Here is a 16,257-nt window from a genome sequence, read left to right on the forward strand (position 1 = left end):
GTCAGAGCACCCGGGGCGGTTCGCCGGACTCGCTCACCATCGCCCGGGAGTGCGCCGCCCAGTCCTGCATTCCGCCGGCGAGGTTACGGACGTTGTCCCAGCCGTGCTGGTTGAGGTAGGCGACGACCTGCCCGGACCGGCCGCCGGACCGGCACACCACCACCACGTCGCCCTCCTTCGGGATGTCGGCCAACCGGTGCGGGATCTCCATCATCGGCAGGTGGTGGGCGCCCGGCGCGTGCCCGGCGGACCATTCCTCGGGCTCGCGCACGTCGAGCAGGTACGCGTCGGCGGAGACGTCGGGGACGTCGACGGTGGGGATCGGTGATCCATGCATGCCGAACAGCCTATGGGACAGCCGGCTTCCGGCTATTCCTGGCCGGCCAGCACTGTCGGGTTGGCGAGGATGAACTCGGCGAGATTGTCGTTCTTGACCGCCTGGAACATGTCCTGGCTGAGCGGATCGATGTTCTCCCGGCCGGCGCTGTTGCCGTTGAAGCTGCCGCCGTTGGTCCGCAGCATGACCAGGTCGTTGGCGGCCACCCCACGCAGGGTGAAGACGAAGTCCGGCAGCGCCACCTTGCCGGTGTCCAGCACGAACGCCTTGCCGGCCGCGTCAATCAGCTCGTTGAGCTTGAGCGGGTTGGTCATCACCCCGCTGGCCATCGCCTTCTTGGCCATGGCCTTGATCAGCTTCTGCTGGTTCTTCTGCCGGTCGTAGTCGCCGTTGTCCAGCCCGTACCGCTGCCGGGAGAAGTCCAGCGCCTCCCAGCCCTGCATCTCGCGGCAGCCCTTCTTGTGCACGACCTGCTGCTTCTCCCCGCTGACCTTGGCAGCGTCGGAGTTCCACATCGGCTGGCCGTCGACCAGGGTCATGTGGATCGACGGGGTGTCCTCGTCGACGCAGAGCCGGACGCTGCCGAGGCTGTCGATGACCGACTTGAAGCCGCTGAAGTTGATGATCGCGGCGCCGTCGAAACTGACCCCGGTGAGGTTCTTGATCGTCTCCGCCATCAGCTGGGCGCCACCGGCGTGCCCGGCGCCGTTCTGCGCGCCGTGGAAGAACGCCTCGGTCGCCTTGCCGACCCCACCCGGCCACCCGCTCTTGTCGAACGGCGGGATCTCGACCTCGGTGTCCCGGGGGACGGAGATCAGGTACGCCTGGTCGTGGGTGGCGGGAATGTGCAGGATGATGATCGTGTCGGCCCGGGTGTCCGACTCTGCCCAGCTGCCCCGGTGGTCGATGCCGAGCAGCAACATGTCGATCGGGCCCTCGAGGCTGTCACCGCCCTCGGCGTCGGTCTTGCCGGCGACGCCGAGCAGGTTCGACTGCTCGATCCCACTGGTCGCCTGGGCGATCAGCCACTTGCTGCCGACGATCGTGGTGCCGCTGAGCATCATCAGCAGTGCGCCCAGCACGACCATGGTGCGGGCCCAGATCGGGTCCTTGCGGCGGGGCCGCCGGCCAGAGCCGCTGCGGCCGGAGCCCGGACCCGACCGGCCGCTCGACCGACGCCCGGCCGAGCCACGGGCGGCGAGCGGGTTCCCCGACTCGGTCGACGTCGAACGTCGACGGGTCTGGACCGGCATGCCTGCTCCTGGGGGGCGTAGACAATAGGGCGAGCCCACTGTACGGAAACTTGGTCGATTTATCGACCCTGCTCGGGTTTCAAATTTGTGTCGTATTGGCCAGTCACCGGCTGACGACCAACGATGTCCACTCAGTCACCGACCCCGGGCCGTCAGTCGCTTGCACCCGGGCTTGGCGTGACATTGGCCTGCACCCAGGCGGTCATCCGATCGGCCGCCATCGCCTGGTACATCGACAATGCCTGCTCCCGGTCGGAGACGACCACCGATTCGCCGTTGATCGTCTCGCTGCCGTTGTGCGGGCTGGTCAGGAAGTGCAGGTTCTCCCCCCGTAGCTTGCGGAACTGCAGTGCCATGTCGACCAGGGAGAAGCCCTGGTCGACCGTTACCGCCTGGGTCGTCGCCTTGAGAAACGCATTCAGTTTGACCGGGTTCGACAGTGTGCCCGAACTCACAGCCTTGTCCATCAGTGCGCGCAGGAACTCCTGCTGGTGACGCATACGCGCAAAGTCACCGTCCGGAAACTGTTTGCGTTGGCGAATCCAGTCCAGCGCCTCGGCACCGTTCATGTGATTGACGCCCTCGCTGAACTGACGGTACGGCTTGTGGATCGACGTCGTGTCCTGCTCGACGGTCAGGTCGACCCCGCCGAGCGCGTCGGTGACCTCGACGAAACCGGCGAAGTCGATCGCCATCACATGATTGATCCGCACGTCGGTGAAGCACTCCACGGTCCGTACCGCCAGCGGCATGCCGCCCCAGGCGAACGCAGCGTTGATCTTGGCCCGCTCGCCGGTCTCGCAGGCCGCGGCGGCGTCCGACGGAATCGGCACGTACAGGTCACGCGGGATCGACACCAGATAGGCGCGGTCGTGTGACGACGGAATGTGCATCACGATGATCGTGTCCGCCCGCCACTTGCCGGCCTGGTCGACCGGGGCGTCCGGATCCCGTGAGTCGGTGCCGATCAGCAGGATGTTCAGCGCGCCGTCCACCGCAGCCGGCGGCCGCCCCTGCGTGATCTGCGAGAACGGATCGGTCCGCCCCAGGTCCTGGTCCAGCCCACGGGCGTACGCCCAGAGCCCGCCGCTGGCGAACAGGGCCAGCACCACCAACGCCACCCCGCCGACCAGGGCGATGCGCCCCCAACGGGGCCGCGACCGGCGCGGCGGGGCACCGTACTGGTTGCCGCCACGACCGCCGACCGGCACCTGCGCCCGGCCTGTCGAGGACCCGTAGGCGGTGCCGGCCGGACCGGTCGTCCGGCCGGGGACCGTCCGGCCACCGTGGCGGCTGCTGACTGACCGGTCACCGTGTTGGTTGCTGGCTGACATGCCTCCAGCGTACGTACCGGGCGCTCGCCCGCCGACGACTCGACTCCCGGACCGACGCCGCCGATCAGCCGAGTCGCTGGCGGAAGTAGGCGATGGTGCGGCGCAGCCCGTCCTGCGGGTCCACCGTCGGCTGGTAGCCGAGCCTGGTACGGGCCAGGGTCAGGTCAGGACGGCGCATCTCCGGGTCGTCCGAGGAGCGGGCGACCAGGTTGATCGTCGACGAGCTGCCCACCAGCTGGACGATCTGCTCGGCCAGCTCCCGCATGGTCAGCTCATGCTCGGTGCCGCAGTTGATCGGACCGGTCTCGGTGGAGTCGAGCAGCGCGACGATCCCGGTCACCAGGTCCGCCACGTAGCAGATCGACCTGGTCTGCGTGCCGGTACCGTGCACGGTGATCGGCTCGCCGCGCAACGCCTGGCTGATGAAGGTGGGGATGGCCCGGCCGTCGTCCGGCCGCATCCGGGGCCCGTACGTGTTGAAGATTCGCACGATGCCGGCGTCCAGGCCGCGGTACCGGTGGTACGCCATCGTCGACGATTCGGCGAACCGCTTGGCCTCGTCGTAGACGCTGCGCACCCCGATCGGGTTGACGTTGCCCCAGTAGGTCTCCGGTTGCGGGTGCACCAACGGGTCACCGTACGCCTCGGAGGTCGACGCCATGATGAACCGGGCCTGGTCGGCGACCGCCCGGTCCAGCAGATGCAACGTGGCGAGAGAGCCGACCCGGAGGATCTCGATCGGCAGGGTCGCGAAGTCCGTCGGGCTGGCCGGCGAGGCAAGGTGCATGATCGCGTCGAACCGCTGACGGACCGCTGGGTGATGATCCGGCAACCCATCCGAAATGTCCGCCTCGACGAGGGTGAACCGGGGTTCGTCGGTGAGGTGGGCGACGTTCTCCTTGGATCCGGTGACGAAGTTGTCCACCGCCACCACCGCACAACCACGCCCGACCAACCGGTCGACGAGGTGGCTTCCGACGAAACCGGCACCTCCGGTGACCAGCACTCGGTGGCCGTCGCCGAATCGGGGAACAGGCAGCATGCCCCCGAGCCTAGTGGTAGTGCCCCGGCCGGGCTGCGGTTGCCACCCGGGTCGGTCCGGACCGAGATACCCGGCTGCGCGACTCGGACCGGGCTACCGACCGCGCGGCTCGCCGAGCTCCCGGTACCGGCCGCGATAGTGGATCAGCGGCCCGGCGTTGCCTTCGTCGCTGACCGTGACCGTCTCGACGGTCGCCTCCACGAGCACCGCCCACCCGTACGGTCGGACGTCGTCGAGCCGACAGCCCGCCCACCCACTCGCCCCCGCGAGGACCGGGCCGTACCCGGTGGCCTGCCAGTCCGCTGCCTTGAACGGTCCGCCCGGTGCCGGCATCAGCCCGGCGAACCGGTCCGCGAGCTGTCGATGCGCCGGGCTCAGCGGAACCATCGCGAACCTGCCCGACTCGCGGAGCACCTCCCACAGCTGCGACTCCTCGTCGAGCAGCCCGAGCAGTCGAGGCGGGTCACCCTCGGCCAGCACCGTCGACGACACGGTCAGTCCGGCGAGCGGAGCCGACCCACCACCGGCCGTCCACAGCGTCACCGGTGCGGCCAGCCGGCCACGTAGCCGCCGCGCGGGCGAACGGTCCTCGTTCGCCGTGGCGAACGGGTCGCGATAGTGGATCTCGGCACCGGGCTCGGGATGATTCACGTGAAACATTGTGGCCCAATCGGGAGTCACCGGCGCGGCGTCACCGTGGCGAGTAGCTCCGGCATCCGTCGTTCCAGCAGGTCACCGGCGATGTACAGGCCAAGGGCCACCGCACCCAGGCCGTATCCGACGCCGACCGGCAGGGCAAACCAGTACCAGACCTCGCCGAGCAGCGCGGTGGCCAGCACGATCGGCACTGCGGCCGCCGCCGACGCGACCATCGCCACCAGCGCCAGCATGCTCTTCGCCACGCCGGCACCGCTGTTCAACGCGAACGGGTTCGACGTCTCCGGCAGCGAGTACGCACCGACCACCGAGACGATCAGATTGACCGCCAACCCGGCACCGTACGCGGCGAACAGCGTCCCGGCGGCGACCGGGATCCAGCCGGGTTCGCGCAGGAACAACCCGAGACCGGCCGAGATCACCACCAGCAGCGGCACGATGTACACGGAGAACCCGACCACCCGGGCACGCAGCTCCAGCCGCCCCGGCACGCCGGCGATCACGTTCGCCGCGTACGCGCTGCCGTCGAATCCGAACTGGTTGGCCAGGGTCACGGCGGCGAGCGCACCGACGAAGAGCATCGAGATGCTGACGCTGGTCGCCGACGCGGCCGGTCCGGCGCCCACTGAACCGTCCGGGTCGTAGGCGAAGGCGCTGAAACCGCCGACGTTGATCAACGCCGGGATGAACACCCCGACCACGGCGACGGTGATCAGGTTGGCCCGTCGCCGCATGTCCCGCCACCAGTAGCGCACCTCCCGGGCGACCAGTGCGCCGTACCGGTCGCGGGGGGTCCGGGCGAGCAGCCGGGGGAACAGCTGACTCACCGGGGTACCGGACGCAGCGGCCACCGCCCTGGCCGGGCCGCCGCTCGCGGTGCCGACCATCGCAGACTCCAGCGACCTCGACCACCACCGGTACAGGCCGGCCAGGGTGGCGGCGGTGACCGCCAGCTTGATCGGCACCGCCCAGAGCCGTCCGTCGACCACGTCGAACCCCATCGTGTACGGGGCGGCCAGCGGAGTCCAGCCGAGAATTCCCGCCACCTCAGCCAACTGGTCCCAGTCGGCGTTGCCCAGTCCACCGATGACCAGCAGTTGCAGCGGACCGAGCAACGCGGCCAGCACGGCGAGCAGCACCGCGGCCAGGTCACGCACCCGGCGCGACCGCAGCATGCCGGCGAACGCGCTGGTTATCGCCCGGCTGCCCAGGACGCAGAGCAGCAGACCGGCGGCGGCCCCGACCAATTGGACGGCGCCGGCCAACGGGCCGCCGAGCAGCGCCGCGCTGAGCACCAGCCCCAGGGTGGCCAGCCCGGTGGCGATCGACGGCACGCCGATCAGTCCGGTGACCAGCAGCCCGGTGACCATGGTCCGCCGACGCAGCGGAAGCAACGCGAACCGGGCCGGGTCGAGCGTCTCGTCCACCCCGAAGAAGGCCAGCGGCAGCAGCAGCCAGCCGAGCACCAGCAGGGTGCCGCCGAACCCGGCGGCCAGCAACATGCCCTGTTCGCTGTCGATGAACCCCGGCGCGGCGAGGATCAGGAAGCCGTTGCCGGCGAACCACAGCCCGGCGATGATCCCGCCGATGAACAACGCGATCCGCCAGCCCTGACCTCGCAGGTTGTTGCCCATCACCCGCAGCTTGAGGCGGACGAAGTGCCGGGCCCGCACCGGCCGCCGACCGACGGCGGGTGAGCCGGGAGTCGGTGTGTCGGCGGGCGGCCCGGTCACAGCCATGCCAGTTCCTCCCCGGTGGCCGTGCGACCACCGACGACGTCGACGAAGACCTCTTCCAGCGACCGCCCGGCCCGTACCTCGTCCAACGTGCCGACCTTCTTGATGACTCCGTCGGCGAGGATCGCCACGTGGCTGCAGAGCCGCTCGACCACAGCCATCACGTGGCTGGAGAAGATCACCGTGCCGCCGCCGACGACGTACCGCTGCAGGATGTCGCGGATCAGCGCGGCGGAGACCGGGTCGACCGCCTCGAACGGCTCGTCGAGCACCAGCAGCCGGGGTCCGTGCAGCAGCGCACAGGCCAGCCCGATCTTCTTTTTCATGCCCGCCGAATAGTCGACCACCAGGGTGCGTCCGGCGTCGTCGAGCGCCAGCACGTCGAGCAGTTCGCCGGCTCGCTGGTCGACCACCGCCGGGTCCATCCCGCGCAGCAGACCGTGGTACGCGAGCAGCTCGGCACCGGTGAGCCGGTCGAACAGCCGCACCCCGTCCGGCAGTACGCCGAGCAGTTGCTTCGCCCGCACCGGGTCGGCCCAGACATCGTGGCCGAGGACGTGGGCGTGACCGGCGTCCGGCCGTAGCAGCCCGACCGCCATCGACAGCGTGGTGGTCTTGCCGGCACCGTTCGGGCCGAGCAGTCCGTAGAAGGAGCCGACCGGGACCTCCAGCTCGACCCCGGCTACCGCGACCTTGTCGTCGAATCGTTTGGCCAGGCCACGCAGGACGAGCGCCTGCCCGCCGGGCTGGGCAGCATCTGTCATGGTCCGACGGTAACCAGCGGGACCTCGGATACGCTCCCGCTGAGGGACGATCCGGCTCTCATACCCGGGCACGACGGCGACACCGATCCCGACCGACCTCGCCGCGGGCACGTCACGGCAGCCGAAGGCATGTCACGGGCGCAGACTCTCCGGCGCGTGCAGTCGCAGCATGAGGGCGTTCACCTGACCTGGCAACCGCCGCCGGGTGACCACCGACACCAGCATCATCACCGCGAACGCCAGCGGCACCGTCCAGGCCGCCGGCTGCGCGACCAGGACCGCCGGCCAGCCGGTCAGTGGCGGACCCAGCACGGTCCACAGCACCGCGCCGACGGCGGTACCGCCACCGGCGACGATGCCGGCGGCGGCACCGGCGGCGGTCAGGCCACGCCACCAGATGCCCAGCACCAGCAGCGGGCAGAAGCTCGACGCGGCCACCGCGAACGCCAGCCCGACGACCTGGGAGACGTCCAGGCCCGAGACGTTCAACGCGAGGACCATCGGCACCGCCCCGGCGACCAGGGTCGCCAGCCGGAACCCGCGTACCGAGTTGCGCCGCAGCACGTCGGTCGAGACCGCCCCGGCGACGCTGGTCAGCAACCCGGACGAGGTGGACAGGAAGGCGGCGAACGCCCCGGCGGCTACCAGCGCGGCGAGCAGTTGACCGAGCAGTCCGCCGCCGAGCGCCGCCTCCGGCAGCAGCACCACGACCGCATCCGAGCGTCCGGTCATCAGCAGCTGCGGTGTGTACACCCGGCCGAGCACCCCGTACAGGGTGGGGAAGAGGTAGAACAGGCCGACCAGGGCGAGCACCACCAGCGTGGTGCGGCGGGCGGCGGCACCGTCGGGGTTGGTGTAGAACCGCACGAGTACGTGCGGCAGCCCCATCGTGCCGAGGAAGGTAGCCAGGATCAGCGAGTAGGTGGCGAACAGTCCCTGGTCGCCCCGGTCCGGGTCATTGGGCAGCAGCCAGGCGGCTCCCCGGTCGGCTTCGGCCCCGGACACCTCGGGGACCCGGTCCCCGGCGGCGAAGGTCAACTCGGTGCCCGGGATCACCTGCTCGGTCCGGCCGTCGGCGTAGTTGAGCGTCGCGGACCGCTCGACCACCACGGTGGTCGCCTGGGTGAAGGTCAGCCCGTCCGGTGGGCTGACCGGCGGCCGCCCGTCGGACTGCCACTGCATGGCCAGGAAGACCGCCGGTACGGCGAGCGCGGTCAACTTGAGCCAGTACTGGAACGCCTGCACGAAGGTGACCGCCCGCATACCGCCGAGCGCCACGTTGGCGGTGACCACCCCGCCGACCAGCAGCGCTCCCAGCGGATACGGCGCGCCGGTGACCGTAGCCAGGGTCAGCCCGGCGCCCTGCAGCTGGGGCAGTAGGTAGAACCAGCCGATGAAGATCACGAAGACGGTGGCGAGCCGGCGCAGCCGCCGGGAGCTGAGCCGGATCTCGCAGAAGTCCGGCAGGGTGAACGCCCCGGACCGGCGCAGCGGGGCCGCGACGAACAGCAGCAGGGCCAGGTAGCCGGCGGCGAAGCCGACCGGGTACCAGAGCACGTCGACGCCGTACTTGAGGATCAGGCCGGCGATGCCGAGGAACGATGCTGCAGACAGGTACTCGCCGCTGATCGCCGCCGCGTTCCAGGACGGGCTGACGGTACGCGAGGCGACCAGGAAGTCGGACGTGGTCCGGGCCAGCTTCAGCCCGTAGAAGCCGATCGCGACGGTCACCAGGGTGACCACGACCAGCGCAGGGATCACGTACGGGTTGGTCATCGGCGCCGCTCAGCGCTCCGGCCGGCGGACCAGCGCGACGAAGTCCTGTTCGTTACGTTCGGCGAGGTGGACGTAGGTCAGGCCGACCGCGACCAGGAACGGAAACGCGGCCACCCCGAGTAGCAGCCACGGCAGGTTGGCGCCGACGATCTTGATCTCCGCGACGCCCGGGGCGATCGCGAACAGCATCGGCAGCGACCCGAGGCCGACCACGACCACCACCGCCAGCCGCATTGCCAACGCCAACTGTGCCCGGACCAGGCCGCGTACCAGTGCCTCGCCGATCTGGGTCTGCTCGGCCAGGTCGGTACGCAGCCGGTCGGCGTCCCCACGCCGGCCGACCTCGCCCAGCACGACCCGCACCCGTCGGGGTGGCGGGTCGGCGGGCGCGGGCGCCGCAGCGGGCCCGGTGCCGTCGTGTTCGGCCATGCCGGCAGTCTCACGGCCCGTCGCGGAAAGTCAAGGGCAGTCCCCGGCGCAGACGGATCCACGGCGCGTCGTCCCACAGCGAAGCGCCCAACCGCAGGAGGCGATTGGGCGCTGCTGAAGCCCGGCGAGAGGCTTTGTGGCCAGGGGCGGGGTCGAACCGCCGACCTTCCGATTTTCAGTCGGACGCTCGTACCAACTGAGCTACCTGGCCGGGCACTGGGGTCATGATACCCATCCGGCGACCTCAGCAGCCGGACCGGTTGCCATGGGCCCCGGAACGCACAACGCCGCGCGTGGGAAACGCACGGCGATCGGCGTTGCGCGGTCCTGACGGGACTTGAACCCGCGACCTCCGCCTTGACAGGGCGGCGAGCACTCCGACTGCTCCACAGGACCTCGGTGTTGCTCCGGCCGGTCGGTCGGCCGGTGGTGCCCCCAACGGGATTCGAACCCGTGCTACCGCCTTGAAAGGGCGGCGTCCTGGGCCGCTAGACGATGAGGGCGGCCCCGTCATCATCGCACATCACGACTCCGACGGTAGTGCTCCCATCCGGCCCCGCCGGAAGCTTGCGAAAGCATACGTGACGAGTATGCCCCGGACCAAACCAGATCGGCGAACCGGACGGATCAGGGGGAAAGGCTAGCACCGAGCAGGGTGATGCCGTACCGCTGCCTCAGCTCCTGGACCACGACCGGCAGCGCGGCGACGGTGGCCGACCGGTCGCCACCACCGTCATGCAGCAGGATGATCGACCCGAGCCGGACCTCGGTGGTGACCTGCGCCACCAGCTCATCCTTGGTGGGCTTGCGCCAGTCCTGCGGGTCGACGTCCCAGTCCAGCGGGACCATTCCCAGCTCCTCGACCACGGTGACCACTTTCGGCGTCCACAGGCCGCCGGGGTGCCGGAAGTGCTCGATCGGCGCGCCGGGCACCACCTTGTGGATCTCCGTGTTGGTCCGCAGCAGGTTGGCCCGGATCTCGTCGGCCGACTGCGACCCGAGGTCGAGCTCGTGGCTCCAGGTGTGGTTGCACAGGGCGTGCCCCTCCCGGACCATCCTGACGACCAGCGCCGGGTACCGCCGCACCTGGGCACCGACGACGCAGAAGGTTGCCCGCGCCCCGGCCTTGCGCAGTTCGTCGAGGATCAGCGGCGTCCACTTCGGATGTGGCCCGTCGTCGAAGGTCAACGCCACCTGCCGACCACCGGTACGCCGACGTAGCAGGCTCTCGTCGACGGCGGGCCGGGCGGACGCCCCGGGTGAGCCACCGGTCACGGTGGCCGAGGGCCGCTGGTCGGCGGGGTCGTCCGTCGACGCCGGCACCGGGTCGCGGGGGCCGGGTGAGGGCACCGGTTCGGGGGTGGGAGCAGGGCGCTCCGGCGCGGCACCGAGAGCGGCGGTGGCCGGCACCTGCGCCGGTGTCTGCCGGGCACCACGCAGCGCGGCGATGCTTTCGCTGCCGACCAGCAGCGCGAACACCGCCAGGCCTGCCGCGACCATGGCACGTTTCGACACGGTGCGTTTCGACATGTCGACTCCGGGCGAGGGGGTGGACGGAGATCGAGCGAAGCACACGTTAGTCGATCAATCCGCACAACTCGACCCCGCACATCGGACACCAGCACTGCCGACCATCGGCGGTGACGGGCCGTACCGCCAACAGCTACGGCAAGTGCTGCCGGCCGACCGACCGGTCGGCGGACCGGCAGAGCGTGAATGCGTCTGTCAGGTCGGCGCAGTGCCGTACCCCGTCCGGCAGTTCGGGGACCGGCCAGCCCGGCCCGACCGCGAGGACCAGCACCGGACGGTGCCGTCCGGAGCGGGCCGCAGCCAACTGCCCGAGGTCCGCGGTCGCCGGGGTGTGCGACCAGAGCACCACGGCGGCCGGACCCGTCCGGTCGACGGCGGCGACCAGCGCGGTCACCGGTACCCGGGCACCGAGCAACCGGGCGACCACGCCGGCCTCGACGAGTGCGGCGGCCAGCGCCTCCAACGGCAGGGTGTGCTGCTCGTCGTCGGTGCAGGCCAGCAGCACACCGGAACCAGCGCCGACAAGCGGGCCCGAAGAATCACCCGGCAGGGCCGCCGGGACCGGCCCGGTCACCGACGCCGGACCGGTCACCGCCGCGAACGCGGCGGAGACGCACCGGGACAGCAGATGCTCCACCTCGATGAAGCCGGCGGTGGCCGCGTACCGGTCACCGACGCCGGCCAGCACCGGGCGGACCACCCGGTCCCAGGTGGCTATCACCCCGTCGGCACGCAGCCCACGCTCGATGATCTCCCGCATGGCCAGGTCGTCCAGGCGTACGGCGGCCCGGGCCAGACCACGGGCGGCCGGGCCGGCGGTGCCGACGGCGATGGTGTGCCCGCCGCCGGCCCGGCCCTGCCCGGGGCCGGGGCCGAGGCCGGCGGGGGCGGGTGGAGCCGCGTTGCCGCGTGCCCATCGCGCCGCCTCGGCCGGGGACACGCCTTCGGCGGTGAGCCGACGCATCACCTCCAGCCGGGCCAGATCCTCCCGGCTGTACCGGCGATGGTGCCCCTTGACGTGCCGGGTCGGGCCGAGCCCGTACCGCTGGTGCCAGGTGCGCAGCGTGGTGACCGCCACGCCGAGCCGGCGCGCCACGCTGCCCGCACTCAGCGCGTCATCGCTCACCTGGCCGCTCCGCAGCCGCGCCGTGCCGCTCCGCGTTCACGTCATGGTCCCGCCGGCCCGACGCGACAACTGGTCGACCACGCCGGCCAGCCACGGGGCGTAGGCGTGCGGGTCATCGGTCAGGCCGGCCCGCAGCTCATCCGGCGGCATCCAGCGCAGCTGCGCGATCTCCGCCGGATCGGGCCGCAGCGGGGTGGCCGGGTCGAGATCACCCAGCAGTACGTGGTCGTACTCGTACTCGGTCCGGCCGGTGACCGGGTCGGTGGCCTGGTAGGTGTGCACGCCGAGCTCGGTCAACGGCACCGGCGCGACGCCCACCTCCTCGCCGAGCCGGCGGTTGGCCGCCTCGGTCACCGATTCGCCGGGCAGCGGATGGCCGCAGCAGGTGTTGGCCCAGCGCAGCGGGAACCGGGTCTTCACCGCGGCCCGCTGTTGCAGCAGCAGCCGGCCGGCCCGGTCGACCAGGATCACCGAGAAGGCCCGGTGCAGCTGGCCCGGCGACTGGTGGGCGGCGGCGACGGTGGCCGATCCGACCGGTCGCCCGGCCGGGTCGACCAACTCGACCAGATGGCTTTCCCGCGACGTCCCGGTCATCGGGCACCCCCCGCACCGGTGATCCGACCGGCGGCCAACTTGCCGGAGATCAGCACCATCGGCACGCCGACCCCCGGCTGGGTGCCGGAGCCGACGAAGACCACGTTCTCCAGGGTGGGATGCAGGTTGCCGGGTCGGAACGGGCCGGTCTGGAACAGGGTGTGCGCGGCGGCGAACGGTGTCCCGGCGGCCATTCCGGCGTCGGCCCAGTCGGCTGGGGTGATCATTTCGCGGACCTCGATCCCGTCGGCCAGGCCCCGGTAGCCGCGCTCGGCCAGGGTGGCGATCAGCTCGTCGGCGTACCGCTGCGGCAGGTCGCCGCGCCAGTCCAGCCGCCCACTGTCCAGGTTGGGCACCGGAGCGAGGACGTAGTAGGTGTGCCCGCCGGGCGGGGCCACCGACGGGTCGGTCCGGCTCGGGTTGGTGACCAGCAGCGAGGGGTCGCTCATCAGCTCTCCCCGGCGGATGACCTCGTCGAAGGTGCCCTTCCACAGCCGACCGAAGTGGACGTTGTGGTGGGCGATCTGCTGGTAACCCTGCCGGGCGCCGAGGTGCAGCACCACGCAGGACGGCGAGTAGCGCAGCCGCCGGCGGCGGGCCGGTGGCAGCAGTTCGGCGTAGGCGACGGGTAGGTCGGGGTTGAGCACCACGACGTCGGCGGGAATCCGGTCACCGGCGGCGGTGAGCACCGCGCGCGCCCGACCACCGGCGGTCTCCACCCGGGTGACCGTGGTGTCGTAGCGGATCTGCACGCCGTGCTTCTCGGCGGCGCCGGCCAGCGCCCGGGGTACGGCGTGCATCCCGCCCCGGGGGAACGACACCCCGGCCACCGAGTCCAGGTAGGCGATGACGGTGTAGATGGCCAGCGCGTCGTGCGGGGCCAGGCCGGCGTACATCGCCTGGAACGAGAAGATCCGCTGGGTACGGGGGTCGGAGAAGAACTGTTCGATCTTGGTCTGCATCCGCCGGAACGCTCCGGCGGCCAGCAGCCGCAGCAGGTTGCCGGTGAGCAGGTCCGGCGGGCTGTCCAGGTTACGGTCAATGAAGTCAGCCCGCTCCAGCTGCCACAGCCGCCTCGCGTAGTCGACGAAGCGCAGGTAGCCGTCGGCTTCGCGAGGGCCGCAGACCCGGGCCACCTCGGCCGCCATTCGGGCGGTGTCGGTGACGACGTCTAGTGTGGACCCATCCGGATAGTACGCCCGGTAGGCCGGGTCGAGCGGGATCAGCTCCAACCAGTCGGAGAGCTCCTCGCCAACCGCGCCGAGCGCCTCGGCGATCAGTTCGGGCATGGTCAGCACGGTCGGCCCGGTGTCGAACTCGTAGCCGTCGAGTGCCAGCCGCCCGGCCCGTCCACCCGGCACCGACTCGCGTTCCAGCAGGGTGACCTGCCGGCCGGCACCGGCCAGGTGCAGGGCACAGGCCAGCCCGCCGAGCCCGGCACCGACCACGACGACGCGTTCGGTCGCCCCGGTCACGGTACGCATGCCGCGACCACCTCCTTCTGAACGATGCTCACATCATGCCTGCCGAGTGGTGGCGGTCACCGCCAGGCCGGTGAGCGCGCGACGGGCGGCCGGGTCGATCGGGGCGTCGGCCAGGGCGTCGACCGCCTCCCGTACCCGTTGCTCGATCAGCTGTTCCACCTGGCCGGCGGCGCCGGTCTCGACGACGATCTCGATCAGCCGCTGCACCCGTCGATCGGCATTCCGACCGGACTGCCGGTCGGTGGCGGGCGGCGGCCGGTTGAGTTCGGCGCGTTGCGCCTCGGTGGCCAGCTCGCGGGCGATCAGCAGCAGCACCGTCGGCTTGCCGGTCCGCAGGTCGTCGCCGGCCGGTTTGCCGGTGGTGGCCGGGTCACCCAAGACGCCGAGCAGGTCGTCGCGCAGTTGGAACGCCTCGCCGACGGCGGTGCCGTAGCGCCGGTAGGCCTCGTGGACCGCCGGGCCGGCGCCTGGTCCGGCCAGGGCCGCACCGAGGTGCAGCGGCCGCAGCACGGTGTAGCTGGCGGTCTTGTGCCGGGCCACCCGCAGCGCCCGGTCGACCGACCAGCTGTCGGCCTCGGTCTCGCCGAGGACGTCCAGGTACTGCCCGGCGATCGTCTCGACCCGCATCTGGTCGTAACGGCGCCGCACGTCGAGCAGGGTCCGGGGTGGCACGCCGGCCTGGCCGAGCAGCCGGTCGGCCCAGACCAGGCAGAGGTCACCGACCAGCACGGCGGCACCGTCGCCGAACCGGTCGGGGTCGCCGTCGCGGCCGGCCGACCGGTGCTGCCCGGCCAGCCGGCGGTGGGCGGTGGGGCGGCCGCGACGGGTCGCAGAGCCGTCCATCACATCGTCGTGCACCAGCGCGAACGCGTGCAGCAGCTCCAGCGCGGCCAGCGCCGGCAACACCGGGGCCAGCGGCGCGTCCGGGCCGACCACCCCGCGCCAGCCCCAGTGGGCGAAGACCGGCCGCAGCCGCTTGCCGCCAGCGAGCACGGTGTCCCGGGCGACCTGCGCGAACGGGCGCAGCGCCGGATCGATGCGGTCGAGCGCGTCGATCTCGACGGTGAGGAAGTCGATCAACGTGTCGTCGACAGCCGCGGTCAAGAGGTCACGGCGGCGGGGCGGGGGCGAGCCGGGGGTGGCCGACCCGGCCGGCTCGTCGACCGACGCGCTGCGGTCGGTGCCGGCAACTGTGTGATTGGCCACGCGAACGAGCGTACCCTAGGGTCTGAAGTTGCGTCGATTCTTGCGTCGATAGCCGAGGAGGCCCGGTGAACGTCGATCTGCCCGCTGCCTACGCGAACTGCCGTGACCTGCACCGACGACACGGGCGCACCTACTATCTCGCGACCCGGCTGCTACCGCAGTGGAAACGCCGGCATGTTCACGCTTTATACGGATTCACCCGGTACGCTGATGAAATCGTCGACCGCACCGACCAGCTGCCGCCCGCCGACCGGGCAGCCGCACTCGACCAGTGGGGGCAACGGTTCCTCGCCGGGCTGCACGGTGCCCCGGTCGACGATCCGCTGCTGCCCGCCGTACTGCACACCATCGCGGTGTTCGACCTGGACAAGGCGGACTTCACCGCGTTCCTGCGCAGCATGGCGATGGACCTGACCCTCACCTCGTACCCGCGCTACACCGACCTGCTCGACTACATGGAGGGCTCGGCGGCGGTGATCGGCACCATGATGCTGCCGATCCTGGGCAGCACCGACCGGGCCGCCGCCCGGGAGCCGGCCCGACAGCTCGGCTTCGCCTTCCAGCTCACCAACTTCATCCGGGACGTCGCCGAGGACCTGGACCGTGGCCGCACCTACCTGCCGGACGAGGACCTGGCGCGGTTCGGGGTGGACCGGGCAGACCTGGTCGACGCCGCCCGACGCCGCCAGGCGACCCCGCCGATCATCGAGCTGATCCGGCACGAGGTCGGCCGCGCCCGGGGCCACTACGCGGCGGCCGCCCCCGGCGTCACCCTGCTCGAACCCGCCTCGCAGGCCTGCATCCGCACCGCGTACGCGCTGTACGGCGGCATCCTCGACGAGATCGCCGCGCAGGGCTACGACGTGTTCCGTCGCCGGGCCACCGTTCCCAACCGTCGCCGGGCCGCTGTGGCGCTGCGGTCCCTGCTCACCCCGGCCGGCACCCCGGTCACCCTGCCCGGTCCGGTCGACGTCACCGCCCCCGTCGAC

General features: G+C 71.2%; 13 protein-coding genes, 3 tRNA genes and 2 pseudogenes. 1 reads left to right on the plus strand and 17 read right to left on the minus strand.

Annotated features, from left to right (window positions below; all coding sequences use genetic code 11):
• Position 1 precedes the first annotated feature (1 nt).
• From O7553_RS26295 to O7553_RS26375, 17 genes and pseudogenes are all read right to left on the minus strand, one after another.
• The gene (locus tag O7553_RS26295; protein WP_281552260.1) at positions 2-337 is read right to left on the minus strand and encodes a rhodanese-like domain-containing protein; all 336 of its coding nucleotides are present in this window, start codon (positions 335-337) and stop codon (positions 2-4) included.
• Between the two features lie 32 nt (positions 338-369).
• Positions 370-1,590, minus strand: coding sequence for an LCP family protein (locus O7553_RS26300; protein WP_281552261.1), 1,221 nt, complete (start codon positions 1,588-1,590; stop codon positions 370-372).
• Between the two features lie 152 nt (positions 1,591-1,742).
• Positions 1,743-2,924, minus strand: a complete 1,182-nt coding sequence (locus O7553_RS26305) for an LCP family protein (RefSeq protein ID WP_281552262.1) — start codon at positions 2,922-2,924, stop codon at positions 1,743-1,745.
• A gap of 64 nt (positions 2,925-2,988) precedes the next feature.
• A complete protein-coding gene (locus O7553_RS26310) occupies positions 2,989-3,966 on the minus strand; it encodes a GDP-mannose 4,6-dehydratase (protein ID WP_281552263.1) in 978 nt (325 codons plus the stop codon).
• A 93-nt stretch (positions 3,967-4,059) separates the two neighbouring features.
• Positions 4,060-4,626, minus strand: a pseudogene (locus O7553_RS26315) (flavin reductase family protein); the annotation flags it as partial.
• Positions 4,627-4,643: 17 nt separating this feature from the next.
• Positions 4,644-6,362, minus strand: a complete 1,719-nt coding sequence (locus tag O7553_RS26320) for an ABC transporter permease (protein WP_281552265.1) — start codon at positions 6,360-6,362, stop codon at positions 4,644-4,646.
• Positions 6,353-7,123 carry an ABC transporter ATP-binding protein gene (locus O7553_RS26325; RefSeq protein ID WP_281552266.1) on the minus strand — a complete coding sequence of 257 codons (771 nt, stop codon included), beginning with the start codon at positions 7,121-7,123 and terminating at the stop codon, positions 6,353-6,355. The genes O7553_RS26320 and O7553_RS26325 overlap by 10 nt, the downstream gene beginning before the upstream one ends.
• A 132-nt stretch (positions 7,124-7,255) precedes the next feature.
• Positions 7,256-8,899, minus strand: coding sequence for a cation acetate symporter (locus O7553_RS26330; protein ID WP_281552267.1), 1,644 nt, complete (start codon positions 8,897-8,899; stop codon positions 7,256-7,258).
• A gap of 9 nt (positions 8,900-8,908) precedes the next feature.
• Complete coding sequence (locus tag O7553_RS26335) at positions 8,909-9,328, minus strand: hypothetical protein (RefSeq protein ID WP_281552268.1); 420 nt, start codon at positions 9,326-9,328, stop codon at positions 8,909-8,911.
• A gap of 137 nt (positions 9,329-9,465) precedes the next feature.
• Positions 9,466-9,539: transfer RNA gene (locus O7553_RS26340), tRNA-Phe, on the minus strand.
• Between the two features lie 111 nt (positions 9,540-9,650).
• Positions 9,651-9,724: transfer RNA gene (locus O7553_RS26345), tRNA-Asp, on the minus strand.
• A gap of 31 nt (positions 9,725-9,755) precedes the next feature.
• Positions 9,756-9,831 (minus strand) — tRNA-Glu (locus O7553_RS26350).
• A 124-nt stretch (positions 9,832-9,955) separates the two neighbouring features.
• Complete coding sequence (locus O7553_RS26355) at positions 9,956-10,858, minus strand: polysaccharide deacetylase family protein (protein WP_281552269.1); 903 nt, start codon at positions 10,856-10,858, stop codon at positions 9,956-9,958.
• A 133-nt stretch (positions 10,859-10,991) separates the two neighbouring features.
• Entirely contained in the window at positions 10,992-11,984 is a 993-nt protein-coding gene (locus O7553_RS26360) for a MerR family transcriptional regulator (protein ID WP_281552270.1), read from the minus strand.
• Between the two features lie 36 nt (positions 11,985-12,020).
• Entirely contained in the window at positions 12,021-12,578 is a 558-nt protein-coding gene (idi, locus tag O7553_RS26365) for an isopentenyl-diphosphate Delta-isomerase (protein WP_281552271.1), read from the minus strand.
• Positions 12,575-14,062 carry a phytoene desaturase family protein gene (gene crtI, locus O7553_RS26370; protein ID WP_281552272.1) on the minus strand — a complete coding sequence of 496 codons (1,488 nt, stop codon included), beginning with the start codon at positions 14,060-14,062 and terminating at the stop codon, positions 12,575-12,577. Before crtI ends, idi begins: the two co-directional genes overlap by 4 nt.
• 33 nt (positions 14,063-14,095) lie before the next feature.
• A complete protein-coding gene (locus tag O7553_RS26375) occupies positions 14,096-15,268 on the minus strand; it encodes a polyprenyl synthetase family protein (protein ID WP_281552273.1) in 1,173 nt (390 codons plus the stop codon).
• A 65-nt stretch (positions 15,269-15,333) separates the two neighbouring features.
• On the opposite strand from O7553_RS26375, the pseudogene O7553_RS26380 reads away from it, so the two are divergent.
• Positions 15,334-16,233: pseudogene (locus O7553_RS26380) on the plus strand (phytoene/squalene synthase family protein); the annotation flags it as partial.
• Between the last annotated feature and the right edge of the window lie 24 nt (positions 16,234-16,257).

Origin of the sequence: Solwaraspora sp. WMMA2059 (assembly GCF_027497315.1) — a bacterium.
GTDB lineage: Bacteria > Actinomycetota > Actinomycetes > Mycobacteriales > Micromonosporaceae > Micromonospora_E.

Excerpts from the sequence above, each read along its gene's own strand:
- O7553_RS26295 (WP_281552260.1), bottom strand. The coding sequence starts at position 337 with ATGCATGGATCACCGATCCCCACCGTCGACGTCCCCGACGTCTCCGCC.
- O7553_RS26300 (WP_281552261.1), bottom strand. The coding sequence starts at position 1,590 with ATGCCGGTCCAGACCCGTCGACGTTCGACGTCGACCGAGTCGGGGAAC.
- O7553_RS26305 (WP_281552262.1), bottom strand. The coding sequence starts at position 2,924 with ATGTCAGCCAGCAACCAACACGGTGACCGGTCAGTCAGCAGCCGCCAC.
- O7553_RS26310 (WP_281552263.1), bottom strand. The coding sequence starts at position 3,966 with ATGCTGCCTGTTCCCCGATTCGGCGACGGCCACCGAGTGCTGGTCACC.
- O7553_RS26320 (WP_281552265.1), bottom strand. The coding sequence starts at position 6,362 with ATGGCTGTGACCGGGCCGCCCGCCGACACACCGACTCCCGGCTCACCC.
- O7553_RS26325 (WP_281552266.1), bottom strand. The coding sequence starts at position 7,123 with ATGACAGATGCTGCCCAGCCCGGCGGGCAGGCGCTCGTCCTGCGTGGC.
- O7553_RS26330 (WP_281552267.1), bottom strand. The coding sequence starts at position 8,899 with ATGACCAACCCGTACGTGATCCCTGCGCTGGTCGTGGTCACCCTGGTG.
- O7553_RS26335 (WP_281552268.1), bottom strand. The coding sequence starts at position 9,328 with ATGGCCGAACACGACGGCACCGGGCCCGCTGCGGCGCCCGCGCCCGCC.
- O7553_RS26355 (WP_281552269.1), bottom strand. The coding sequence starts at position 10,858 with ATGTCGAAACGCACCGTGTCGAAACGTGCCATGGTCGCGGCAGGCCTG.
- idi (WP_281552271.1), bottom strand. The coding sequence starts at position 12,578 with ATGACCGGGACGTCGCGGGAAAGCCATCTGGTCGAGTTGGTCGACCCG.
- crtI (WP_281552272.1), bottom strand. The coding sequence starts at position 14,062 with ATGCGTACCGTGACCGGGGCGACCGAACGCGTCGTCGTGGTCGGTGCC.